At 39.9% G+C, this 24,212-nt stretch carries 24 protein-coding genes; all 24 read left to right on the top strand.

The window, feature by feature from the left end; translation table 11 throughout:
* Window positions 1-27: 27 nt before the first annotated feature.
* The 24 genes from KI375_RS01115 to KI375_RS01000 all read left to right on the top strand — a co-directional run bounded on the left by KI375_RS01115 (window position 28) and on the right by KI375_RS01000 (window position 24,119).
* On the top strand, window positions 28-1,317 hold the full coding sequence (locus tag KI375_RS01115) for a methyl-accepting chemotaxis protein (protein ID WP_212971709.1): 1,290 nt from the start codon (window positions 28-30) through the stop codon (window positions 1,315-1,317).
* 64 nt (window positions 1,318-1,381) lie between these two features.
* Entirely contained in the window at window positions 1,382-1,849 is a 468-nt protein-coding gene (gene rpiB / locus KI375_RS01110) for a ribose 5-phosphate isomerase B (protein WP_207446387.1), read from the top strand.
* Window positions 1,846-2,391, top strand: coding sequence for a TIGR01440 family protein (locus tag KI375_RS01105; protein ID WP_212971708.1), 546 nt, complete (start codon window positions 1,846-1,848; stop codon window positions 2,389-2,391). Before rpiB ends, KI375_RS01105 begins: the two co-directional genes overlap by 4 nt.
* A 254-nt stretch (window positions 2,392-2,645) precedes the next feature.
* The gene (gene glyA / locus KI375_RS01100) at window positions 2,646-3,881 is read left to right on the top strand and encodes a serine hydroxymethyltransferase (protein WP_207446385.1); all 1,236 of its coding nucleotides are present in this window, start codon (window positions 2,646-2,648) and stop codon (window positions 3,879-3,881) included.
* Window positions 3,882-4,786: 905 nt separating this feature from the next.
* Entirely contained in the window at window positions 4,787-5,416 is a 630-nt protein-coding gene (gene upp / locus KI375_RS01095; RefSeq protein ID WP_207446383.1) for a uracil phosphoribosyltransferase, read from the top strand.
* A 118-nt stretch (window positions 5,417-5,534) separates the two neighbouring features.
* Window positions 5,535-6,677 (top strand): non-hydrolyzing UDP-N-acetylglucosamine 2-epimerase, encoded by a 1,143-nt coding sequence (gene wecB, locus KI375_RS01090; protein WP_212971994.1) that lies wholly within the window; start codon window positions 5,535-5,537, stop codon window positions 6,675-6,677.
* Between the two features lie 425 nt (window positions 6,678-7,102).
* A complete protein-coding gene (locus tag KI375_RS01085) occupies window positions 7,103-7,480 on the top strand; it encodes an ATP synthase subunit I (RefSeq protein WP_207446381.1) in 378 nt (125 codons plus the stop codon).
* A gap of 22 nt (window positions 7,481-7,502) precedes the next feature.
* Window positions 7,503-8,213 carry a F0F1 ATP synthase subunit A gene (gene atpB, locus KI375_RS01080; protein ID WP_207446379.1) on the top strand — a complete coding sequence of 237 codons (711 nt, stop codon included), beginning with the start codon at window positions 7,503-7,505 and terminating at the stop codon, window positions 8,211-8,213.
* A gap of 62 nt (window positions 8,214-8,275) precedes the next feature.
* Window positions 8,276-8,488 carry a F0F1 ATP synthase subunit C gene (gene atpE, locus KI375_RS01075; RefSeq protein WP_057982634.1) on the top strand — a complete coding sequence of 71 codons (213 nt, stop codon included), beginning with the start codon at window positions 8,276-8,278 and terminating at the stop codon, window positions 8,486-8,488.
* Between the two features lie 205 nt (window positions 8,489-8,693).
* A complete protein-coding gene (atpF, locus tag KI375_RS01070; RefSeq protein WP_212971707.1) occupies window positions 8,694-9,200 on the top strand; it encodes a F0F1 ATP synthase subunit B in 507 nt (168 codons plus the stop codon).
* A 2-nt stretch (window positions 9,201-9,202) separates the two neighbouring features.
* Entirely contained in the window at window positions 9,203-9,739 is a 537-nt protein-coding gene (locus KI375_RS01065) for a F0F1 ATP synthase subunit delta (RefSeq protein ID WP_212971706.1), read from the top strand.
* A gap of 32 nt (window positions 9,740-9,771) precedes the next feature.
* Window positions 9,772-11,280, top strand: coding sequence for a F0F1 ATP synthase subunit alpha (gene atpA, locus KI375_RS01060; RefSeq protein WP_212971705.1), 1,509 nt, complete (start codon window positions 9,772-9,774; stop codon window positions 11,278-11,280).
* Between the two features lie 113 nt (window positions 11,281-11,393).
* Window positions 11,394-12,251, top strand: a complete 858-nt coding sequence (locus tag KI375_RS01055; RefSeq protein ID WP_212971704.1) for a F0F1 ATP synthase subunit gamma — start codon at window positions 11,394-11,396, stop codon at window positions 12,249-12,251.
* Window positions 12,252-12,284: 33 nt separating this feature from the next.
* Window positions 12,285-13,706, top strand: coding sequence for a F0F1 ATP synthase subunit beta (gene atpD, locus KI375_RS01050; protein WP_212971703.1), 1,422 nt, complete (start codon window positions 12,285-12,287; stop codon window positions 13,704-13,706).
* A gap of 18 nt (window positions 13,707-13,724) precedes the next feature.
* Window positions 13,725-14,126 carry a F0F1 ATP synthase subunit epsilon gene (locus tag KI375_RS01045; protein WP_212971702.1) on the top strand — a complete coding sequence of 134 codons (402 nt, stop codon included), beginning with the start codon at window positions 13,725-13,727 and terminating at the stop codon, window positions 14,124-14,126.
* Window positions 14,127-14,509: 383 nt separating this feature from the next.
* Window positions 14,510-14,743, top strand: coding sequence for a DUF1146 family protein (locus KI375_RS01040; protein ID WP_212971701.1), 234 nt, complete (start codon window positions 14,510-14,512; stop codon window positions 14,741-14,743).
* A gap of 299 nt (window positions 14,744-15,042) precedes the next feature.
* A complete protein-coding gene (locus KI375_RS01035; protein ID WP_212971700.1) occupies window positions 15,043-15,741 on the top strand; it encodes a YwmB family TATA-box binding protein in 699 nt (232 codons plus the stop codon).
* Window positions 15,742-15,773: 32 nt separating this feature from the next.
* Entirely contained in the window at window positions 15,774-17,081 is a 1,308-nt protein-coding gene (gene murA, locus KI375_RS01030; RefSeq protein WP_212971699.1) for a UDP-N-acetylglucosamine 1-carboxyvinyltransferase, read from the top strand.
* Window positions 17,082-17,315: 234 nt separating this feature from the next.
* On the top strand, window positions 17,316-18,341 hold the full coding sequence (gene spoIID, locus KI375_RS01025; RefSeq protein ID WP_212971698.1) for a stage II sporulation protein D: 1,026 nt from the start codon (window positions 17,316-17,318) through the stop codon (window positions 18,339-18,341).
* Window positions 18,342-18,971: 630 nt separating this feature from the next.
* Window positions 18,972-19,889 (top strand): stage II sporulation protein SpoIIQ, encoded by a 918-nt coding sequence (gene spoIIQ / locus KI375_RS01020; protein ID WP_212971697.1) that lies wholly within the window; start codon window positions 18,972-18,974, stop codon window positions 19,887-19,889.
* Window positions 19,890-20,768: 879 nt separating this feature from the next.
* Window positions 20,769-21,056: a sporulation transcriptional regulator SpoIIID gene (gene spoIIID / locus KI375_RS01015; RefSeq protein ID WP_207446359.1), complete on the top strand. Its 288-nt coding sequence runs from the start codon at window positions 20,769-20,771 to the stop codon at window positions 21,054-21,056.
* Window positions 21,057-21,399: 343 nt separating this feature from the next.
* A complete protein-coding gene (mreB, locus tag KI375_RS01010; RefSeq protein WP_212971696.1) occupies window positions 21,400-22,401 on the top strand; it encodes a rod shape-determining protein in 1,002 nt (333 codons plus the stop codon).
* 77 nt (window positions 22,402-22,478) lie between these two features.
* Window positions 22,479-23,264 (top strand): flagellar hook-basal body protein, encoded by a 786-nt coding sequence (locus tag KI375_RS01005; RefSeq protein WP_212971695.1) that lies wholly within the window; start codon window positions 22,479-22,481, stop codon window positions 23,262-23,264.
* Between the two features lie 33 nt (window positions 23,265-23,297).
* Entirely contained in the window at window positions 23,298-24,119 is an 822-nt protein-coding gene (locus KI375_RS01000) for a flagellar hook-basal body protein (RefSeq protein WP_212971694.1), read from the top strand.
* The last annotated feature ends 93 nt before the right edge of the window (window positions 24,120-24,212 follow it).

Raw genomic sequence — 24,212 nt, 5'->3', positions numbered from 1 at the left:
ATTCTTACTATTGACAGGAGCAGGAATATGACAAAGAAACAGCGATATCGTTTTGGCTTACAGAAAAAACTAGTTGTTTTCACAACGACATTGGCAGTGGTTACATTTTCAACAAGTGCTATTTTCTTGTATTTTATTTATCCGTTTGTTGATCAATATATAAATGAACAGGTGTTTACTATTCTAACTTTATTATTAGGTATTATCTGGTCCGGGATTCTTGCTTATTTAAGCGCCACCATCATGACAAAGCCACTGCAAAGTTTAAAAGAGGCGGCTTCGAAGGCTGGAGAAGGTGACATTGGTACTGATGTTATGGTAGGAAAAACAGATGACGAGATCAGATCTTTAGGTCTAGCCTTTAATCAAATGTTAGGTAATTTACGTGAAATCGTGCAACAGATTGAAGGAAACATTACTCAAACGAATAAAAATGTGGTTTCAATTTCGCAAAAGTCTAAAAAGGTGTCAGTAGAGGCAGAAAGTGTCGCACATACGATCTCTGAAATATCTTCTGGTGCTGAAAGCTCTGCCGCTGCTATCCAGGCCACAGCGGAATCGGTAGAAGATATCACAAGACTTGCACAACTGGTGCAGGACAAGGCTAGAAAATCGGAAGATATCTCTCAAGAAATGCTAACAGAATTAAAAGAAAGCCAGAAGGTAGTAGACTCCCTTGTCGTCGGCATTGGACAATTAGCTGATCGAAATGATCAATCTCTTAAGTCTGTTAAAAGATTAGAAGAAAATGCTTCTAAGGTAGAAGAAATTATTCATCTTGTTGGGGATATTGCCAATCAGACCAACTTGTTAGCGTTAAATGCTTCCATCGAAGCGGCCCGGGCAGGAGAACAAGGAAAAGGATTCGCAGTAGTTGCAGAAGAGGTTAGAAAACTAGCGGATGAAAGTGCAAATGCTGTGCATGGGATTACAGAACTCCTGCAAAATATTCAAATCGAGGTTAAACAGGTAGTTGAACAGATTACAGACCAAGTGACGTCTGCTAATGAAGAGGTTGATAGAGGAAAACAAACCAATCTTGTTATCGGGAAAATGACGGAAACCATTCATCATTCAGCTACATCTGTTGCTGATATATTACAGCTGGTGGAGCGGCAATTGGAGAATGTCCAAGAAACCTCTGGACAAGCAGAAGAGGTTGCGGCGATTGCTGAAGAAACATCGGCAGGATCGGAAGAAGTGGCACGGGTTGCGAGCAAGCAAGCTCAAGATATGGAAGAAATCGACCAATTAGCGATCGCTTTAGAAAAACAAGCCAGCAAATTAAAAGACACAATTGCCCGTTTTTATTTATAATAGTAGTATGATTATCAGGCCGTTCAGATAAGAACGGTCCTTACTTTTAAGGAGGCAATTTAAAATGAAGGTAGCACTAGCATCAGACCATGGTGGGATTCAAATCCGTGAAGTGATTCGGGAGTTATTGGAAGAATTGGGAATAGAATATCAGGATTTCGGCTGTGACTGTGAAACATCTGTTGATTATCCTGATTATGCAATGCCTGTTGCTGAGAAAGTAGCGAATGGTGAATTTGACCGTGGGATTCTTATATGTGGAACAGGAATTGGCATGAGCATATCAGCCAATAAAGTAAAAGGAATTCGCTGTGCGCTCGTTCATGATGTATTTAGTGCGAAAATGACTCGACTCCATAATAATAGCAATGTATTAGCTATGGGAGAGCGAGTAATTGGTGCGGGATTAGCGAGTGAAATTGCTAAAACATGGCTATTAACCGAATTTGAAGGCGGCCGACATCAACAAAGGGTTGAAAAGATTAACAACTATGAAGAAGAGGCAGCTTCTGGAAGTGAAACGGAAAAATGAACGAACCGAAAAAGTGGAAACAGGAAGTGAAACAACTTATTCAAGGATGTAAAGAACATTTTCACCTTGAACAAGGAAGCTTACTAGTAATTGGGTGTTCTACATCAGAGATCATAGGGGAAAAAATTGGAACATCCGGAACAATGGAAGTTGCAAAGGTATTATTTGAAGCGCTCCATAAATATGCAAATGAGCAACAGTTATTTCTAGCATTTCAATGTTGTGAACACTTAAACCGAGCCTTGGTGCTCGAAAAGGAGATTGCGAAAAGAAAAGGCTGGGAACAAGTCTCCGTCATCCCGGCACCGCATGCGGGCGGTTCCATGGCAACCTACGCTTTTCAACATCTTGAAGAGGCTGTCCTGGTAGAAACGATTCAGGCGGATGCTGGCATTGATATAGGAGATACTTTTATTGGTATGCATTTAAAACCTGTCGCTGTTCCGATCAGAATGGAGCAAAAGCAAATTGGCTATGCCCATGTCACGAGTGCCATCACCCGACCAAAATTAATTGGTGGGGCACGCGCTATTTATGAATAGTAGATCATTTTATCAGGAAAATCTCTAGGGATTAAGATAGAATGTAGTGGAATATATTGGTAATCACCCCTTAATTGGCCATTTCTCTTACTAAGACGTCTTCTGTAAAAGCTGAACATTATTTTAAATTTTGACGAGAATGTTAAGAAACAACAAGAAATAATCTGAATTTTGTTTGCAAGGAATTTTCTACATGGTAGAATAAGAATGAATTTACAAAAGTCGATACAGTCAAATAATAGGGGGAATGAGAAATGAGCATCATTGCCGAACAAGATCCACAATTGTACGAAGCGATTCAAAATGAATTAAAACGTCAACAAACAAAGATTGAACTCATTGCATCAGAAAATTTTGTGAGTCCTGCTGTAATGGAAGCGCAAGGCTCTGTTTTGACGAATAAATATGCAGAAGGATATCCAGGTCGTCGCTATTATGGTGGCTGTGAATATGTGGATGTTGCCGAAAATCTTGCGCGAGATCGTGCGAAGGAAATCTTTGGAGCCGAGTATGTCAATGTGCAACCACATTCAGGAGCCCAGGCTAATATGGCTGTCTACTTTACTATCTTAGAGCCAGGTGATACGGTACTTGGAATGAACCTTTCACATGGTGGTCACCTCACTCATGGAAGCCCAGTTAACTTTAGTGGAGTTCTATATAACTTTGTAGAATATGGTGTGGATCAAGAAACTCACTATATTAATTACGAAGATGTCCGTCAAAAAGCGATAGAACATAAACCAAAATTGATTGTTGTTGGAGCTAGCGCTTATCCTCGGACAATTGATTTTAAAAAGTTCCGCGAAATTGCCGATGAAGTAGGCGCTTATGTAATGGTGGATATGGCGCATATTGCAGGCCTAGTTGCGACTGGGCATCACCCAAATCCGGTTCCTTATGCCGACTTTGTTACAACGACCACTCATAAAACATTGAGAGGTCCGCGTGGTGGAATGATTTTTTGTAAAGAGGAATTTGGCAAGAAGATCGATAAATCAGTTTTCCCTGGCATTCAAGGCGGCCCGCTAATGCATGTGATTGCTGCTAAAGCTGTAGCCTTTGGTGAAGCAATGACAGACGAGTTTAAAGTATACAGTCAGAATGTGATTGATAATGCAAAGCGTCTTGGCGAATCCTTACAAAAAGAAGGATTAAAACTAGTGTCAGGAGGAACAGATAACCATTTGGTTCTTCTTGATGTTCGTTCAGTTGGACTGACAGGAAAAGTAGCAGAAAAAGTATTGGATGATATTGGAATTACAGTGAATAAAAATACAATTCCTTTTGATCCAGAAGGACCATTTACAACAAGTGGTATTAGAATCGGTACACCTGCAGTAACTTCCCGTGGTTTTGGATTGGAAGAAATGGATGAAATTGCCTCATTGATTGGATTGGTTTTAAAGAATCATGAAGATGAAGCTAAACTTGAAGAAGCACGCGAACGTGTCGCGACTTTAACAGCAAAATTTTCTTTATATGAATAAATATTTTACAATCCGCTCCTCACAATGGGGGCGGATTTTTTTATTGTTAAGAAAACTATAAAATTCTTGGCTTTGTCTACTAATAGAAGCGTTTTTTCTGTTTATTCGGTTGGGAAAGCTCATCGATTTCCGTCCACCTGCCTAGTCGTTGCTTGGAGTGCAGGGGCCGACTCCTGCGGGACAAGCATGGCCTTGAGATCACGCAAGGCGCGCAGCGACTGAGGAAGCTCAAGCCTTGCCCCGCGGAAAGCGTGCCCCGGAACGGAAGGCAACCGGAAAATCGCACACCAACTTTACATGCCTAGAAGAGGGGCTGTCACAGAAAAGCTCAGTTTTCACTGCCTTTCTGGACAGCCCCTTTTTTATAAATGAGATTGGGATGAAGCTTCGGAAATATACTTCGTTAAGGAAAGCATTGTTCGTCTTTGGAATTTAGTTTTTGTGTCCCAGCTTCTTCCTGCGATTAGTCGATAGAGTAATCCTTGAAAAGAGGACTTAGTTTCCCATTACCAAATTTGAAGTGAGAGGGAGGCGACTCCCGGGGGATTAGCGTAGGATGAAATCCCGCAGGAACGAATTAGAGATCAAAGGTTAAATACACAGCCGAGCGGTAGGCTCAAAGCGCAATGTTCTGTTGCTTCGCCTGCACTAGTACATCCTGTATTCCCTCCGGAAAGAGCCGCCTGCAAAGGAAATCAACGCTTATAAGCTAGTGTATTTTAGAGGGTGTATTACAATTTATATTGACAGGATGTTTTATAAAAAGGAATTAGCAAATTGATTCAATAAGATTTCAATTATATCTCTTGCTCTAGAATCTCCTTTTCTGTAGAATAATCAGAGGAATGTTGAGTTAAGCTGATAAATGATATGGTTACGTACTTAAATTTTAAAGGAGAGATACCATGGCTAAAGTATATGTGTTCGATCATCCTCTCATTCAACATAAACTTACATATATTCGCGATAAAAATACCGGGACAAAGGAATTTCGTGAGCTTGTAGATGAAGTGGCAACTTTGATGATGTTTGAAATTACAAGAGAAATGACTTTGCAAGAAGTGATGGTAGAAACACCTGTTGCTTCAGCAAAAGCGAAAGTAATATCTGGGAAAAAGCTTGCCATTGTGCCAATTCTGCGCGCCGGAATTGGAATGGTGGACGGAATACTTAATCTTATTCCGGCTGCAAAGGTAGGTCATGTTGGTCTTTATCGTGATCCCCAAACACTTAAACCTGTAGAATATTATGTGAAATTGCCAAATGATGTTCACGAACGAGAGTTAATTCTAGTGGATCCAATGCTAGCAACCGGCGGTTCAGCGATCGCTGCTGTTGATTCGTTAAAAAGCCGTGGTGCAAAAAATATTAAGTTTATGTGTCTTATTGCTGCTCCAGAAGGAGTCGAAGCAATGAAGGAGGCTCACCCAGATGTAGATATATACATCGCGGGATTAGACGAAAAGTTAAGTGAAAAAGGCTATATTATTCCGGGATTAGGAGATGCTGGAGACCGGCTATTTGGTACGAAATAATGAGCTTGAAAATTAATCCAGGTGGAGAATCGCCCGGGTTAATTTTTATATAGAGGTTTGGAACCGTTTGAATAATCTCACCCATAATTGGGAATTGGCTGTAGGAAGTGATATGAAGATGGAGAAGAAAATTAAAGTAATGTCTGTGTTTGGGACAAGACCAGAAGCGATAAAAATGGCTCCCCTCGTGCTGGAACTGCAAAAAAATCCGAATCAATTTGAATCTACTGTCGTTGTGACAGCCCAGCACCGGCAAATGCTAGATCAAGTTTTAAAGATATTTGATCTCCGCCCTGACTATGATCTGAATCTTATGAAGGATCGGCAAACGTTAATAGATGTTTCCACACGTGGGTTAGCAGGATTAGACCGGATAATGAAGGAAGCACAGCCGGATATCGTTCTTGTTCATGGGGATACTTCGACAAGTTTTATTGCTAGTTTAGCTGCCTTTTACAACCAGATAGAGGTAGGGCATGTAGAAGCGGGGTTAAGGACTTGGAATAAGCATTCTCCATTTCCAGAAGAAATTCATCGCCAATTAACAGGTGTATTAGCCGATTTGCATTTTGCCCCAACAAAAGCTGCTGCCAACAATCTATTGCAGGAAAATAAGCGGAGAGAGAGCATTTTTATTACAGGGAATACAGCGATTGATGCTCTGCAAACAACAGTTAAAAAGGAATATCACCATGAAGTGCTTGAAAAGATCGGACAGGATCGTCTTCTTCTTGTAACCGCTCATAGACGGGAAAATTTGGGCGAGCCAATGAGACATATGTTTCAAGCGATAAAAAGGATTGTTCAAGAATATCCCGATGTACAGGTCGTCTACCCGGTCCATCTTAATCCCGTTGTTGGGGAACTAGCTCAAGACATATTAGGCGAAAATAAACGTATCCATTTAATTGATCCTTTAGATGTCATTGCCTTTCATAATTTTGCGGAGCGTGCTTATTTAATTTTGACAGATTCTGGCGGCGTCCAAGAAGAAGCTCCTTCCCTAGGTGTTCCAGTTCTAGTACTTAGAGATACGACAGAGCGACCAGAAGGCATTCATGCGGGCACATTAAAACTTGCAGGAACAGAAGAAGAACAAATTTATAAACTAGCAAGTGAATTACTTACGGATCAAGAGAAATATAACAGAATGGCTTATGCTTCTAACCCATATGGTGACGGGCATGCTTCTGAGAGAATTTGTAAAGCCATTTCATATCATTTTAATCAAAGCTCAAAAGGGCCAAATCCCTTTGAATAAAGGGATTCTGAGTGATGTTTTCAAAGGATCAAAACAAAGAAAGAATTTTATGGTAATTTTGTGAACAAATTTAGAAAAAAATAAAAATCCTCTGGAATAAATTAATAGGAAATCAATTGACTTTGATATAGTGCTATTGTATGCTAAAAAAGGCTGTGGATAACCGGTCAAATCCACGTAATACATAGAAACGGGCCCAATTACATATAAAGGTTTGTTTTATGCGAAAAAGGTCATAGTTTTTCCGCACATTATGTCGTAGTATGTCTAATCAGAATCTCAGTTAAATGCGATCTTTATTTCAATTTTACTAAGTAAAAATAGCAGAAGATCCAAGTATCGTTTTTCTGGTCATCATGCTGTCGCCATTCAGCTGTTTGTCCTACAGATTAGCCTCCAAGTATACGACTTTGGGAGATATCTAAATGTCAGAAATTCAACAACTATTTATTAGACACTGTAAATATATGCTCTATTTTCTAGCCATTTATGTGTTGGGCTGGGGATTTACAGAATATAAAACTATATTTATGGGGCTAATTTTGGGAACCGTCGTGAGTCTTTACAATCACTGGAATCTCTATCGGAAAACAAAAAGACTTGGATTGGCTGTCACAGAAGGAAAAAAAGTATACGGAATGGGCATGCTAATACGAATGGCTGCGGTCATATTAGCCGTTTATGTGGCTATGGAATTCCCCGATGTATTTCATTTAGGAAGTGTTATAATTGGAATAGTGACTGCTTATGCAGTTATTATGATAGATTTTATGATCCAGCAAATTTTCAAACCCCGAAAGTAATCGGAAGAGAGGTGAATCTGATTTGGAACATGAAGCGCCATTAAGAGAGATAGCGGGGCTTACGTTTAACCTTTCCAATGTGCTAATGATTACCGTTACGGCTCTCATCGTCATTCTTATTGCTGTTATTGCCACGAGGAAGCTTGAAATGAAACCAACCGGCATGCAGAACTTCATGGAATGGATTATGGATTTCGTAAAAGGCATTATTAATAGCAACATGGATTGGAAGACAGGTGGTAACTTTCATCTGTTAGGGATCACGCTACTCATGTTTATTTTTGTAGCGAATATGCTTGGATTACCAATGGCAGTCATTGTCCAAGATGATCTTTGGTGGAAATCACCAACCGCTGACCCTGTAGTAACCTTAACATTATCTGCGATGGTAATCGCTTTATCACATTATTACGGTGTGAAAATGAAAGGATTCAAGGAATATGGTAAGGATTATTTCAGACCAGTAGGATTTATGTTTCCTTTTAAAATTATTGAAGAAGTGGCCAATACAATTAGCTTAGGGCTACGTCTTTACGGTAACATTTATGCTGGAGAGGTCTTAATTACTTTGTTAGCATCAATGGCCGCAACAGGATTTATTGGTACAATCGGTGGATTTTTACCGTTAATGGTATGGCAAGGATTTAGTATTTTTGTAGGTGCACTGCAAGCCTTTATTTTTACAATGTTAACGATGGTTTATATCTCACATAAAGTGAGTTCTGACCATTAATATATACCCGTTTTTAATAGCGGAAAACATACTTTTTTATATAAACGAGGAGGAAAATAATAATGTATGCAATCTCAGCAGCAATCGCAATTGGTTTATCAGCTCTAGCAGCAGGTCTTGGTAACGGTATGATCGTTTCAAAAACAGTTGAAGGAATGGCACGTCAACCAGAAGCTCGTGGAATGCTTCAAACAACAATGTTTATCGGTGTTGGTATCGTTGAGGCGATTCCAATCATGGGTGCCGTTATTGCATTTATGCTTCAAGGAAGATAATAAAGGCTCCATTTGCCGATGTGGCGGTCCATTTACATAATGTAGTAGGCGCCTATCTTTCAGTTGGCGGAGTTTATTACTAGATGAAAATGGCGAAGCTTACTTAAAAACTTCGCCATTGCTTTATTTACTAAAAGTAAATGTTCGTTTTTTATCATGTTTTTGAAAAAAAGTTGCCTTGATTTTGAAGGGAGTGAAGCATACCGTGCTTGCAAATAGTTTAGTGCTAGGACAGGCTTTTAATGGTGGAGATATTGCATTCACCTTGATAGCGTTCTTAGTATTATTGTTCATACTTAAAAAAGTTGCTTGGGGCCCATTAATGGGTGTTATGATCAAGCGTGAAGAATATATTGCCACTGAAATTGAAGAGGCTGAAAAAAGTCGAGTTGAATCCAATCAACTATTGGAAGAACAAAGAGAATTATTAAAGAAGGCTCGTCAAGAAGCACAAGAAATGATCGAAAACTCCAAACAGCATGGAGAAGTACAACGTGAGGAAATTGTTCAACTAGCGAAGCAAGAAGCTGAACGATTGAAGGATTCCGCACGTATTGAAATTAAACAAGAGAAAGAACAGGCGATCACTGCATTGCGTGAACAAGTGGCCTCATTGTCTGTTATGATTGCTTCCAAAGTTATTGAAAAAGAATTGAATGAAGAAGATCAACAAAAACTAATTGATGAATATGTTCAAAGGGCAGGAGAATAAGTATGAGCAAAAATGTTGTTGCTGAACGTTACGGTTTAGCCTTATATCAACTAGCCAAAGAACAAGACCAAGTGAACAAATGGGAAGAAGAAGTTCGTGTTGTACGAAAATCAGTGAAAGACAATCCAGATTTAATTACACTACTTTCCTCTCCTAATCTTACGATACAGCAAAAGAAAGATGTTGCGAAAGATGCTTTTGCTAAACTATCTCCAAGCGTAGTCAACACCATTATGCTTTTAATTGATCGAAATCGCCAAGATCACATTGTAGATGTGGCTAGCTCTTTCATTAATTATGCAAATCAAGATCATGGGGTAGCAGAAGCAACGGTTTATTCTGTTCGAGCATTAACCGCCTTGGAAACAGAAGCCATTTCAGCAACATTTGCAGCAAAAATAGGTAGACGTTCGTTAAACATTGAAAATATTGTCGATTCTGAGCTACTTGGTGGGATTAAAATAAGTATAGGAAATCGCATTTTTGATGGAAGCCTTCGTGGGCAATTAGATCGTCTTGCGAAAACATTAACGACTTGATGAAGTCTTTTGAAAAATGAGGGGTGAAATTCATGAGCATCAATGCTGAGGAAATCAGTGCACTGATAAAAAAGCAAATTGAGAATTATCAGGCTGATATGGAAGTAAATGATGTTGGTACAGTCATCGAGGTCGGGGATGGTATTGCCCGCGTGTATGGACTGGACAATGTCATGGCAGGAGAACTGATTGAATTCTCTACAGGCGTCATGGGAATGGCGCAAAACCTTGAAGAATCGAATGTCGGGGTAGTAATTTTAGGTCCTTTTACAGATATTCGTGAAGGTGATGAGGTTAGACGGACTGGACGGATTATGGAAGTCCCAGTCGGGGAAGAATTAATTGGTCGTGTCGTGAATCCACTTGGACAACCTTTAGATGGACTTGGCCCGATTAATACAACGAAAACACGCCCAATCGAATCACCAGCACCTGGTGTTATGGATCGTAAATCGGTTGATGAGCCACTACAAACTGGGATTAAGGCGATTGATGCACTTGTTCCAATTGGACGTGGACAACGTGAATTAATTATCGGGGACAGACAAACTGGGAAAACAACAGTTGCCATTGATACGATTTTGAATCAGAATGACCAAGATATGATTTGTGTATATGTAGCGATTGGTCAGAAGGAATCAACTGTCCGTGGAACAGTTGAAACACTGCGTAAGCATGGAGCATTAGATTATACTATTGTCGTAACAGCTTCGGCTTCCCAACCAGCACCACTCTTGTATTTATCAGCTTATACTGGGGTTACAATGGGAGAAGAATTCATGTATAACGGTAAACATGTACTTGTTGTATATGATGACTTATCCAAGCAGGCAGCTGCTTACCGTGAGCTTTCACTACTACTTCGCCGCCCACCAGGTCGTGAAGCATATCCTGGGGATGTATTCTATCTCCACTCTCGTCTATTAGAGCGTGCTGCGAAGCTTAGTGATGCTAGAGGCGGTGGTTCATTAACTGCTCTGCCATTTGTTGAAACACAAGCAGGCGATATTTCAGCTTATATTCCAACAAACGTAATTTCGATTACAGATGGGCAAATTTTCTTGCAATCTGATCTATTCTTCTCTGGTGTACGTCCTGCGATTAATCCAGGACTATCCGTTTCACGTGTAGGGGGATCTGCCCAAATTAAAGCTATGAGAAAGGTAGCAGGAACCTTGCGTCTTGACCTAGCTTCCTTTCGGGAATTAGAATCATTTGCTCAATTTGGTTCAGACCTTGACAAAGCAACCCAGGATAAATTATCACGTGGTCAACGTACAGTAGAAGTATTAAAGCAAGATCTAAATAAACCAATTAAAGCAGAAAAGCAAGTAATGATCCTATATGCATTAACAAAAGGATTCCTTGATGATATTGCTGTTCATGATATTCTTCGCTTTGAAGATGGCTTATCAGCTTGGTTGGATCATAACCGTGCAGAACTTTTAGAAGAAATTCGTACAACTGGAGCACTTCCAGATGAGCAAAAAATGGCTGATGCTATCAACACATTTAAAAACACATTTGCGAAAAGTGAATAAGAGAACTATTTAATGTTCGAAACATGACTCTATTTATAAGTGGACCATTTTGATCAATAGCGTGATCTACTTATAAATGAGTTTTAAATACTGGGAAAGGATGGTGAACTTAGATGGCCTCCTTACGAGATATTAAATCTCGCATTACCTCCACTCAAAAAACGAGTCATATTACAAAAGCTATGCAAATGGTGGCTGCTGCTAAACTTAGCCGTGCAGAAATGAACGCAAAGTCGTTCGTTCCCTACATGGAAAAGATTCAGGAAGTGGTCGCAAGTATTGCTTTAGGTAGTAGCGATGTGACTCATCCGATGTTAGAATCACGTCCAGTGAAAAAAACCGGTTATTTAGTGATTACTGGGGATCGTGGATTATGTGGTGCCTACAATAGTAGTATTTTGCGCGCCGTTAATACTAAAATCCAAGAACGTCATAAATCAAAAGATGAGTATGCCATCATTGCGATTGGACGAATGGGGCGAGACTTTTTCCTGAAGAACAATATGAATGTTGTCCTGGAGATCAATGGATTGCCAGACCAACCTAATTTTGCTGATATCATGGAGATTACTAACAAAACAGTTGCAATGTTCTCTGATGGAACCTTTGATGAGTTATATATGTATTATAATCATTTTGTAAGTGCCATGACCCAGGAAGTAACGGCTAAGAAAATTCTTCCACTTAACGAAATTGCTACCTCTACAAAATTGATGACATATGAATATGAACCATCTCCTGAAGCCATTTTGGAAGTATTGCTTCCTCAGTATGCTGAGAGTCTAATTTATGGGGCACTTCTTGATGCAAAAGCGAGTGAACATGCAGCAACAATGACTGCTATGAAGAGTGCCACAGATAATGCATCTGATCTTATCGATGATTTAACATTATCTTATAACCGAGCTCGCCAAGCAATGATTACTCAAGAAATCACTGAAATCGTTGGTGGAGCTGCAGCTTTAGAATAATATTTTACATGAACCCAGGTAGGAGGGGACAAGATGAACAATGGACAGATTCTTCAAGTAATGGGACCGGTCGTGGATGTGAAATTCCCAAGCGGCCAACTTCCTGACATCTATAATGCGCTGAAAGTATCGTATAAGGCGCAAACAGAATCTGAAGTAAATATTGATTTAACATTGGAAGTAGCCCTTCATCTAGGCGATGACGCCGTCCGCGCAATTGCCATGGCATCTACAGATGGAGTACAGCGTGGTATGGAAGTCGTTAATACGGGCGCAGCTATTTCTGTACCTGTTGGTGATGTAACACTTGGACGAGTTTTCAACGTGCTAGGGGAAAACATCGACCTTGATGAAGCACTTGCCAGTGATGCACGACGGGATCCAATTCACCGTGATGCACCGAAATTTGATCAATTATCAACAGAAGTTGAAATCCTTGAAACAGGAATTAAAGTAGTTGACCTACTAGCTCCTTATATTAAAGGTGGAAAAATTGGTCTATTTGGTGGAGCGGGAGTAGGGAAAACCGTTTTGATCCAGGAACTTATTAATAATATTGCGCAAGAACATGGAGGAATTTCCGTGTTTGCTGGAGTTGGCGAGCGTACGAGGGAAGGTAATGACCTTTACTACGAGATGAAGGACTCCGGTGTTATTAATAAAACGGCAATGGTCTTTGGACAAATGAACGAACCACCGGGTGCACGTATGCGTGTAGCTCTAACTGGTCTAACGATGGCAGAATATTTCCGTGATGATCAAGGACAAGATGTTCTGTTCTTTATTGATAATATTTTCCGTTTTACTCAAGCAGGTTCAGAGGTATCAGCCCTTCTAGGCCGTATGCCATCAGCAGTTGGTTATCAACCAACACTTGCAACCGAAATGGGGCAATTGCAAGAGCGGATTACATCAACAAATGTAGGGTCTGTTACATCCATCCAGGCCATTTATGTTCCTGCGGATGACTATACTGATCCAGCACCTGCAACAACTTTTGCTCACTTGGATGCAACGACAAACCTGGAAAGAAAGCTTTCCGAAATGGGGATTTATCCTGCGGTGGACCCACTTGCATCTACTTCACGTGCCCTTTCTCCTGAAATTGTTGGGGAAGAGCATTATGAAATTGCACGTCAAGTTCAGCAGACGCTTCAACGTTACCGTGAGTTGCAAGATATTATTGCGATTCTAGGGATGGATGAGTTATCTGATGAGGATAAATTAATTGTTGCTCGTGCTAGAAGAATTCAATTCTTCTTATCACAAAACTTCCATGTTGCAGAACAATTTACAGGTCAACCTGGTTCTTATGTTTCGGTTCAAGATACGGTAAAAGGTTTTAAAGAATTGTTAGATGGTAAATATGACCACTTGCCTGAAGATGCGTTCCGTCTTGTTGGACCAATTGAAGACGCAATTAAAAAAGCACAAGAAATGGGCGTAGAAGTTTAAAAATAGGGAGGGAAAGTTATGAAGACATTGCAAGTTCATATTGTCACTCCCGATGGCCCAGTTTTTGATGGCGATGTTGAAATGGTCACCACAAAGGTAGAATCCGGAGAGCTAGGTATTCTTCCTGGTCATATTCCAATGGTCGCGCCCTTACAAATTGGTGCCGTCCGCCTCAATAAAGGCAATCAAACAGAATTTGTTGCGGTCAATGGCGGTTTCGTTGAAGTACAACAAGAGAAAGTTACGATCTTAGCGCAAACGGCTGAAAAGGCTGACAGCATCGATATTGCCCGTGCGGAGGAAGCAAAGAAGCGTGCCGAAAGACTTCTACAAGGAAATCAGGATGATGTGGACTTTAAACGTGCGCAGTTGGCATTAAAGAAAGCGATGAATCGTATTGATGTTTATAAACATCATTAAAAGAGATGTTCAAAAAGTCCGGTAAAAATGAAACTGCGAATTTCTTCGTTGGCTTATTTCTGTGCTGCTCATGTATTTAATAGCATACATTCCGCTGCTCGAAACTGCGCCGCCTCGAACTTTCGACGTACAGGATGTACTAGTGTCGGCATTGCTGACAGGACGTCAGCGCTTTTAGCCGACTTGGTCCTTTTTATCCTCCTTTTTGAACACGTACTAAAATTTAATTTAACACCTTCTGATCGCTTGATTAGAGGGTGTTCATTTTAGGCCAACAGGATGTTGGTCAGGACGTCGCGCCCTTAGCAGTTCATCCTTCACATCCTTTTCAATTTTCTTAATTCATCCTGCGTTTTTAGATTGACAAATATGGAGGTATTCCTATGCTTGAGGATTTAGGTCAACAGGCGTTGATCAATATTATTTCACATTTATTTTTCATTGGCATAGCCTTCATTGCCTTACAAGCTCTTCATTTTGATAAATTACTCAGAGGAAATCGTGTCTTCCAAGCACGACTACTATATGTCCTTTTAACGATTGTGATTGGCTCGACAGTGAGTAATTTTTTTCTTGATTATTTGGATTGGTCAAAACAATTGCAATTGCTTTTTTAAATCTAAAATCTTGTCCACTAGTTGATGTTGAGATACTGCCTCATGGTTTACCACACATTTTTCAATCCATTATGACAATCATTTTCTCAATGAAATATGTCTGAATTATAACAATTAGATAAATTTATGATAATAATGGTGCTTTTTACCTGTTTGCAAACCGGGAACTTTTGTATAATATGTGTATTGATGTGTGCGAATTTTGTCGGATATAAAGTCATTGTTCGTCTGATTTTGCGTTATATTATTTGTATGTCTTTCCCCCTAAAGGAAACAATGTTAGTAAGGGGGAGTGGGACATGAAAACGAACTTTTACAAGCTTACGATTATGGTCGGTTTATGTGTTTTTTGTTTTATCTTAATGTTTAATGGGAATAAGTTTAGTGCGAGGACAAATATAGAAGATCTTCAACAAATAGCGAATTCAGTTGAACAAGCGGATGGAACGATAATTGAATGGTCTCTGTATGCAAGAGAAGCTGTTCAAGATTTGGATGTGGATCAATATATACTTCAATATCCAGAAATGGAATGGACGGTTAGAGAGGATTCCGTAATTGGAATCCTAAACACTGATACATATAATGAAACCATTCAGATCATGAACAATCAACAAAAAGATACTCCATTTATTTCATACGAGCTAACAGGTACAGACTGGGACGAAGCTACTGGGATGCAAGCTTCGAAAATCGCTAGCCTTCGTATGAACACCCTTTTTAATGGTGAACCAAATTTGTTCTCTTGTATTAAAGGCGAATTCAATAATTCTATCGATGAATTTACCAATCATGTTATGCAATCTTTACAAGCAAAAGAAATTGAATCCATTAAAGAACATAAATTTCGATCCATTTCAGCATATTCTTCTCTTTTTACCCAAACTTTGCCATTAAGAGACCAACAAATGAATGTACAATTGGGATTAAGAAACAATGATTTGGGCAATGGAACGACTTTTGTGATCGGCACACCCATCTTGACGATTGAATATTAATATAAGGACTACGGACGCGGAGGGGAATTCTCTTGGAAAAAATCATCGTCCGCGGGGGTAACAGATTGAACGGTACAGTAAAAGTTGAAGGTGCTAAAAATGCCGTTCTACCTGTGATCGCCGCATCATTATTAGCAAGTGAGGGAAAAAGCATCATTCGGGATGTTCCATCTCTCTCCGATGTATATACAATTGGCGAAGTGTTACGCCATCTCAATGCTAATGTAGAATTTGAAAATAAACTAATTACAGTAGATGCCACGGATCACCTTAATATTGAGGCTCCATTTGAATATATGCGTAAGATGCGAGCTTCAGTACAGGTAATGGGACCATTATTAGGTAGAATTGGTAGAGCAAGAGTTGCTTTACCAGGAGGCTGTGCGATTGGCTCAAGACCGATCGATTTACACTTAAAGGGCTTCGAAGCAATGGGAGCAAAGGTGAAAGTAGATAATGGCTTTATTGAGGCGACAGCTGATCGTTTAGTAGGAGCAAAAATCTATTTAGACTTCCCAAGCGTTGGAGCAACGCAAAACATTATGACTGCAGCTGTGTTGGCAAAAGGTGAAACCATTATTGAGAATTGCGCGAAAGAACCAGAAATTGTGGATCTTGCCAATTTCCTCAATAAGATGGGGGCTAATATCAAAGGTGCAGGCACTGGTACTATTCGTATTGTTGGAGTCGAAAAGGTCTATGGTGCGGACCATACGATTATACCTGACAGAATTGAAGCAGGTACATTCATGGCCGCTGCAGCCATTACAGGTGGAAATGTCTTTATTGAGGGCGTGGTTCCTGAACATTTATCTTCTGTCATAGCAAAATTGGAAGAAATGAATGTGGAAATTATTGAGGAACTAAACGGTATTCGAGTCATTGGACCTGACCGTTTAAAGGCTGTTGATATTAAAACAATGCCACATCCAGGCTTTCCGACAGATATGCAGTCGCAGATTATGGCATTGCTTTTATGTGCGGAGGGCACAGGTCTTATTACAGAAACGGTATTTGAAAATCGGTATATGCATGTGGAAGAATTCCGAAGAATGAATGCTGATATTAAAATTGAAGGTCGATCTGTGATCATTACAGGACCTTGTAAACTGCAGGGGGCAGAGGTATCATCAACTGATTTACGTGCCGCTGCAGCGCTAATTTTGGGCGGTCTTGCGGCTGACGGCTATACCCGTGTTACGGATTTACATCATTTAGATCGTGGCTATTTAGATTTCCACTTGAAATTGAAGGCCCTTGGTGCTGATATTGAAAGAGTTACGGATCAAGTAGAAGCAAAGGAAGAAGAAGTCACTTCAGCAAATGTAACGGAAATTTAATAATGCTAAACACGAAATAAGCCTGGATTCTTGAGGAAGCTCACTGGATTCGGGTTTATTTTACTTTTTCCTCCTGTACATTCCTTTGTAAGCGCCCAATAATATGCGAATCAATTCATCGCCTTCCTGATACATAATGTTCATTCGATAAAATGACATAATTGCTTGTCCTAGCCCATATACATGGAGTTGAACGAACAGTTTTTTTACAATATGGATATGGAGGAATTTCAAATGAAATCAATCAAGCCTATCTTTATTTCTGCTACACTTCTCATTACTCTAACATTCATCATCCCCTCCTTACTTGTGCTATTTTCAAAAGATGAAAAAACCGTAGTTCAGGAAGAGGAAAAAGTCGAATCCGCTAAAGAAACAGCGGAGGCACCAGAGGAATCAGAACCGGATGTGGCGGTGTTTCGCGATGAATCTAAAGAAATTGAGACCTTCCCTTTAGAGGAATATGTAACGGGAGTAGTGGCGATGGAGATGCCTGCTAATTTTGAGGTAGAAGCTCTTAAAGCACAAGCTTTAGCCGCAAGGACATATGTTGTGAATTTTTTACTGCAAACAGATGAAGAATCCGTTCCAGAAGGAGCAAATATTACCGATACAGTGACCCATCAGGTGTTTAAAAACCAAGATGAGCTGAAAGAACTGTGGGGAAAAGACTTTGACTGGAAATATAAAAAAGTTTCCGAAGCTGTTCAAACGACAAAAGGAGAAATCCTTACTTATAAAGATAAACCAATTACTGCCTCCTTCTTTTCAACCAGCAATGGTTACACGGAAAATGCAGAGGAGTACTGGAAGGATAAAATTCCCTATTTGAAAAGTGTTGAAAGTCCATGGGATAGCAAAGCACCTAATTTTGAGAGTGAGAAAAAAATACCAGTTGAGGAGTTTGAAACATTACTAGGAGTAAGCATTGGCAGTGATAAGGAAGTTGGAGAGATTACTGGCAAGACCTCAGGAAATAAAGTAGCGACGGTTAAAATTGCTGATAAAACATTCTCTGGAAGGGAAATAAGGGAGAAACTTGATCTTCGCTCAACTGACTTCCGGTGGGTTAGGGATGGTGATTCAATCACCATCACAACAAAAGGCTATGGACACGGCGTTGGAATGAGCCAGTATGGGGCGAATGGGATGGCCCAAGCAGGGAAGGATTATCGAGAAATTGTGGAACATTATTACCATGATATCCATATATCTGAAGCCAACCAATTATTTGAAAAGCAATTTGCATTTAGTTCTTAGGAGAAATCGATTTGGGTAAATGCCGTAACTGGCCGTGCCCGTCACGGTAGGAAAGTGGAAAAAGGGGCACGGTATAGTCACAGGCCGTGCCCGTTTTGGTTGGAAAAGGGAAAAAAGGGAACGGCGAAGTGAATGGCCGTGCCCGTTTTGGTTGGAAAAGGGAAAAAAGGGAACGGCGAAGTGAATGGCCGTGCCCGTTTTGGTTGGAAAAGGGAAAAAAGGGAACGGCGAAGTGAATGGCCGTGCCCGTTTTGATTGGAAAAGGGAAAAAAGGGAACGGCGAAGTGAATGGCCATGCCCGTTTTGATTGGAAAAGGGAAAAAAGGGAACGGCGAAGTGAATGGCCATGCCCGTTTTGATTGGAAAAGGGAAAAAAGGGAACGGCGTAGTCACAGGCCGTTCTCGTTTTAGTTGAAAAGTGAAAAAGGAACAGTGCATAGTTTTACCTCTCCAATCCTCAAAAAGGTAAAAGAAACAGCCAAGCCAACTTGGGAGGCGTCTGGTATTTTTACCCAATTACAAAATTAATGCATAAAAAAATGGATTTGTCGAAAAATAACTGGATAATTTGTTTGGGACAAGTATAATATTTTCATTTTCTGTTCAGAATGATTGACAGAGGTGATGAAAATGAGAGAGGAAGAAAAGAATCAATCTTCTCAATGGAAAAAAGTCCTAAAAAAGCGGTGGGTATATCCAGCAATTTATCTTGCCAGTGCAGCCTTGATTATATCTGGAATTTTCTGGTTCCAGGCGGCGAATAAAGATGTAGCAGATCCGCCAAGTGTAACTGAAAATAATACAGATGATTTACTAGGCAGCAACAACAATGAAGATGCAGTAGAGGTTACACAATCACTTGAAAATGTAGACATGCCTGTAGCTAATGCGGATGAAGTGGAGTACGTCACGGAATTTTTTGATATTAATGCATCTGAAGAGGAGCAAGAAGCAGCACTTATTGTGGATGGAAACAAATATCATCCTAATCTAGGAGTCGATATTGCTAAAAAGGATAATTCAGAGTTTGATGTTCTTGCGGCTCTAAGTGGAAAAGTTACAGCCGTTCGTGACGATTCTTTGTTGGGAAATGTCATCGAAATTGAACATGACAAAGGTGTTACAACTATATATCAATCTGTAAAGAATATGAAAGTCCAAGTAGGAGACTCCGTTAAACAAGGAGATGCACTTGCAACGTCTGGTACAAGTCAACTAAATAAAGATGCAAAAACCCACTTGCATTTTGAAATTAGGAAAGACAATCAAGCTGTGAACCCACAAAGCTATTTTGGGCAGTCAGTTACATCTCTTGAAAAAGATTCTAAGGTTGAAATGCAAGAGAAAGAACAAGCTGATGAAAGCTCAAAAACAGATGAAGAAACCGATTCTGAAAGCCAAACCGGCTCTAATATCGAAGAGTCCGATTCTGAAAGCCAAACTGGTTCTGATGTGGAAGAATCCGATGATCAAGCAAAAATAGATGATCAAACGAATACAGATGATGAGACAATGGAAGAAAGTTCAAATTTACAAATTCAAGAGTAACTCACATAAAAAAGGCGAATCCAATTCTATTAGGATTCGTCTTTTTTTTATGGAAAATATCATTTCTCGGGAAATAATGCATTTGTTTTGTAGAAAATAGCAGAATGAACCGACTTTTGAGAACCCTTATGCTATTCAAATTGTCATAATATATACGAGTATCAAAATCACTAGGAAATCTGCTAAAAGAAAATAGACCACCGATTTTTTATTGTTAAGAAAACTATAAAATTCTTGGTTTGTGGATAAGTTGTAATTTTGATTTTTGACGTCTAGCTCGAGCGCCCAGCGACTAGCAAACTTTCAGCTTCTGCTTGCGTAAGTCAACATCTGCTCATGCCTCGCCGTGTTATCTCAGGCATACAGGATGTAGGTCAGAACAGCGTTGCGACGTACAGGAGGTACTAGTGCAGACGAAGCGCCAGGACGGCGCGTTTGAGTCTGCCGCCAGGACGGCGCGAACTTAGCCGATGTTCTGCATAATAACCTGAGCCAATGAAGGGCAAAGAACGCCTTTCTTTGTCTCAGAACATCTGCTTGTCGAAGGTAGCGGGAGTCTTGCGCTTTTCTTGTTGCGTGCCTTTTACTATGAATATTATGAATTTAGGCATATATTTACCGTTAAGCCAATAAGTATATACAAACTGTACAAAACATTGTGAGTGTTTGAGGTGAGTGATCGTTCATTGGCAGCCATATTTCGTTGAATACATGCTTAAGTCCAGAAAAAGAGAAGACTTTCAAATAAAAAATTACACTAAACAAATACCAGTTGCGAAAAGGGTGAGATTAACCTAACGCGAGTAGATCTAGAAATGATATAAAAAAGACGAGTCTCATTTCACACTCCTCACATCCAATTTGGGGAGGGCGAGAGGTGTGCACGATTACATCAAAGAGCGAACAATCAAGATAGGTAAATATATCGTGGAGACAAGAAAAACGGTTCGTGTCATTGCAAAGGAATTTGGAGTATCAAAAAGTACTGTTCATAAAGACCTGACAGAAAGACTGCCGGATATTAATCCTGACTTAGCCAATGAAGTGAAGACTATTTTAGAGTATCATAAATCAATTAGACATTTACGAGGAGGAGAGGCAACAAGGCAAAAATATAAAAAGGAAGATGAACAGGAAGAACTATCAAAGCTGGAAGTCATGAAATAAGGATATTGTTCAATTATTTTATTGGAATTAGGCGGATGGAGAGCGCAGTACTATCTCTATCCGCCTTTTGTCTTGAGGAAATTAAGAAATATTAACTTGAATTGTTTAGAATCGGAATGAATTATTTCTAAAAACCTACGTATTTAGTATAGGATTATGGTAAAATAAACAATTAGGGAATATTATATGGTGAGACTTTTTACCTGTTTACTCCATGAACAAATCCTAACGGTACATTATCACCGTAAAATAGGAACTTAATCTGCCTTTTTGAACTTAAAATATACACGAAAAATGACAAATAGCCCATACGAGGGATTGAACTTAGAAAGAAGGGAATAGAATGTTTGCAAAGGATATTGGGATCGATTTAGGAACAGCAAATGTATTAATTCATGTTAAAGGACAAGGAATTGTTTTAAATGAACCTTCTGTGGTTGCAATTGAGCGTAATCAAAATAGAGTATTAGCTGTCGGAGAAGAAGCGAGACAAATGGTCGGAAGAACCCCGGGAAATATTATGGCGATTCGTCCATTAAAGGATGGAGTGATCGCAGACTTTGATGTAACTGAAACGATGCTCAAGCATTTTATACATAAACTGAATGTAAAAGGCTTTTTATCAAAGCCAAGGATCTTAGTATGTTGTCCAACGAATATTACGAGCGTTGAACAAAAAGCCATTAGGGAAGCGGCAGAAAAAAGTGGTGGAAAAAAGGTTTTTCTTGAAGAGGAGCCGAAAGTAGCAGCAATTGGTGCGGGGATGGATATTTTCCAACCTAGTGGCAATATGGTCGTGGACATTGGCGGTGGAACGGCTGATATTGCTGTACTCTCTATGGGGGATATTGTGACATCTTCCTCGATCAAAATGGCCGGAGATAAATTTGATCAAGAAATATTAAATTATGTGAAAAAACAGTATAAATTATTAATTGGAGAACGTACTGCTGAAAATATTAAGATTAATATCGGGACTGTGTTTCCAGGATCGCGTAAGGAAGAAATGGATATCCGGGGGCGTGATATGGTATCTGGGCTTCCAAGAACGATTACGATTTATTCTAAGGAAATAGAAGAGGCTCTTCGTGAACCTGTGGAGACGATTGTTCAATCGGCTAAAATGGTTTTAGAAAAAACACCGCCAGAGCTATCCGCTGATATTATTGATAGAGGAATTATGTTGACTGGGGGCGGTGCTCTCCTTCATGGAATGGACCAACTACTAGCAGATGAACTAAAGGTACCTGTCCTGATTGCAGAACATCCGATGGATGCAGTGGCGATGGGAACCGGCATAATGCTTAAAAATATGGATCTTGTGACACGCCGAGCGCTCATTTAACAACTTTAAGGAACGTTCAACTTGCCGATATAAGAAGTAGAGAAAAAATGAACGAATAAAGGTGTGTGAGGGTTTATATGTTAAGAGGTTTATCGACAGCAGCTTCCGGAATGTACGCACAGCAACGTAAGACGGATTTAATCACGAATAATCTAGCCAATATGAATACGCCTGGCTACAAAGAGAGCCAATCTGCCATACGAGCATTTCCAGAAATGTTACTCCAAAAAGTAGGTGGAATGGAAAAGCCTAATCTACCTAGGGAAGTAGGATCCATCAATACAGGTGTGTATATGCAGGAAACGATGCCAAAGTATGTACAGGGTGACCTTCATCAAACAAATCAAAACACTGATTTAGCTCTTACAAATGGACCGAATGGTTCTGTGTTTTTTACAGTTGAAGATCAAAATCAGGTTAAATATACGCGAAATGGCCGCTTTGTTTTAGATGGAGATGGAGTATTAACGACATCTGAGGGGATTCCTGTCTTAGATCGACAAGGGAACCAAATTACTTTAGATAGTGATCAATTCACAGTTACAGCAAATGGAACGATTATGGAAAATGAGAACCAAATTGCCCAGTTAGGAATTACATTAGCAACTGACCCTCATGAACTTATCCAAGAAGGCAACGGCCTTTTACGCGTAGAAGAAGGGGTTGCAGACCTTCCATTTGCCGATCAGGAGCCTTTTATTGTGTCACAAGGCTTTTATGAGCGCTCAAATGTGGACTCGTCTCGAGCGATGACTGAGATGCTTAGTGCCTATCGATCGTTTGAAGCCAATCAGAAAATTGTCCAAGCCTATGATAGGAGCTTAGATAAAGCCGTGAACGAAGTTGGCAAAGTGAATGGATAACAATGATATTTAAGAGCTAAGGAGAGGCCATAGATGAGTCATATGATGACAACTGCAGTAAATACAATGAATCAATTGCAAAAACAATTTGATTTGATTAGTCATAATATCAGTAACTCCGATACAACGGGGTATAAAACACAAAATGCTTCATTTGCAGAATTAATGGTTCAATCCATTAATAATCAGTCTGGTCAAGAAAAAGAAATCGGAAGAGTATCACCCTTCGGCATTCGCCAGGGAGTTGGAGCAAGGGTAACAAAAATGCCGATTAGCTTAGAGCAAGGCTCACTAAAAACGACTGACCGTCCCTTGGATATTGCATTCACAAGTCCAAAGCAGTTTTTGAAAGTCTCTGATGACAATGCACTGCGGTTTACGAGAAACGGTGCTTTATACCTAATGCCACTAGAGAACCAACAAGGCACTCAGCTGGTAAACCAAGATGGCCTTCCCATCTTAGACGAGAACAACAATCGAATTATTCTGCCAAATGAAATAAGCAATATCCAAATTAATGATCATGGTCAATTAACGGCAGAAGGATTACCAGCTCCCATTCATTTAGGGGTGATTGAAGTCAAGAAGCCGCAGTTACTTGAACAAAAAGGGGATTCTTTACTTGGTCTTCCGGATGACCCCAATGTTGAGCCAGGGGAGATCTACACGGATTTAACGAATGCCGCTGGACTTCGAGGAGATATTGGCATGCAGCAACAAACACTCGAGAATGCGAATGTTGATATTGGAGTTGAATTATCAAATATGACGATGGTGCAACGTGCTTTACAATTTCAATCAAGATCTATTTCAATATCAGATCAAATGATGGGAATTATCAACAACATTCGGTAAAATATGATATGATAAAGTGGAACTTTTATTAAACTGGGACAACTTATATATCGACTATGTTAGAGTGCCCGTATAGAAATCACTGAATACTTA

This window comes from Bacillus sp. J14TS2 (assembly GCF_018333015.1).
In the GTDB taxonomy this organism is placed as follows: Bacteria; Bacillota; Bacilli; order Bacillales; family Bacillaceae_C; genus Lederbergia.
This window is presented reverse-complemented; position numbering and strand designations above follow the sequence as displayed.

What these genes read in the sequence shown, in the direction of transcription:
- spoIID (WP_212971698.1), top strand. Translation starts at nt 17,316, where the DNA reads ATGAAATCAATCAAGCCTATCTTTATTTCTGCTACACTTCTCATTACT.
- wecB (WP_212971994.1), top strand. Translation starts at nt 5,535, where the DNA reads ATGGAGAAGAAAATTAAAGTAATGTCTGTGTTTGGGACAAGACCAGAA.
- KI375_RS01055 (WP_212971704.1), top strand. Translation starts at nt 11,394, where the DNA reads ATGGCCTCCTTACGAGATATTAAATCTCGCATTACCTCCACTCAAAAA.
- rpiB (WP_207446387.1), top strand. Translation starts at nt 1,382, where the DNA reads ATGAAGGTAGCACTAGCATCAGACCATGGTGGGATTCAAATCCGTGAA.
- KI375_RS01105 (WP_212971708.1), top strand. Translation starts at nt 1,846, where the DNA reads ATGAACGAACCGAAAAAGTGGAAACAGGAAGTGAAACAACTTATTCAA.
- glyA (WP_207446385.1), top strand. Translation starts at nt 2,646, where the DNA reads ATGAGCATCATTGCCGAACAAGATCCACAATTGTACGAAGCGATTCAA.
- atpA (WP_212971705.1), top strand. Translation starts at nt 9,772, where the DNA reads ATGAGCATCAATGCTGAGGAAATCAGTGCACTGATAAAAAAGCAAATT.
- mreB (WP_212971696.1), top strand. Translation starts at nt 21,400, where the DNA reads ATGTTTGCAAAGGATATTGGGATCGATTTAGGAACAGCAAATGTATTA.
- KI375_RS01045 (WP_212971702.1), top strand. Translation starts at nt 13,725, where the DNA reads ATGAAGACATTGCAAGTTCATATTGTCACTCCCGATGGCCCAGTTTTT.
- KI375_RS01085 (WP_207446381.1), top strand. Translation starts at nt 7,103, where the DNA reads ATGTCAGAAATTCAACAACTATTTATTAGACACTGTAAATATATGCTC.
- KI375_RS01035 (WP_212971700.1), top strand. Translation starts at nt 15,043, where the DNA reads ATGAAAACGAACTTTTACAAGCTTACGATTATGGTCGGTTTATGTGTT.
- atpE (WP_057982634.1), top strand. Translation starts at nt 8,276, where the DNA reads ATGTATGCAATCTCAGCAGCAATCGCAATTGGTTTATCAGCTCTAGCA.
- KI375_RS01065 (WP_212971706.1), top strand. Translation starts at nt 9,203, where the DNA reads ATGAGCAAAAATGTTGTTGCTGAACGTTACGGTTTAGCCTTATATCAA.
- spoIIQ (WP_212971697.1), top strand. Translation starts at nt 18,972, where the DNA reads ATGAGAGAGGAAGAAAAGAATCAATCTTCTCAATGGAAAAAAGTCCTA.
- upp (WP_207446383.1), top strand. Translation starts at nt 4,787, where the DNA reads ATGGCTAAAGTATATGTGTTCGATCATCCTCTCATTCAACATAAACTT.
- KI375_RS01040 (WP_212971701.1), top strand. Translation starts at nt 14,510, where the DNA reads ATGCTTGAGGATTTAGGTCAACAGGCGTTGATCAATATTATTTCACAT.
- KI375_RS01000 (WP_212971694.1), top strand. Translation starts at nt 23,298, where the DNA reads ATGAGTCATATGATGACAACTGCAGTAAATACAATGAATCAATTGCAA.
- KI375_RS01005 (WP_212971695.1), top strand. Translation starts at nt 22,479, where the DNA reads ATGTTAAGAGGTTTATCGACAGCAGCTTCCGGAATGTACGCACAGCAA.
- KI375_RS01115 (WP_212971709.1), top strand. Translation starts at nt 28, where the DNA reads ATGACAAAGAAACAGCGATATCGTTTTGGCTTACAGAAAAAACTAGTT.
- atpD (WP_212971703.1), top strand. Translation starts at nt 12,285, where the DNA reads ATGAACAATGGACAGATTCTTCAAGTAATGGGACCGGTCGTGGATGTG.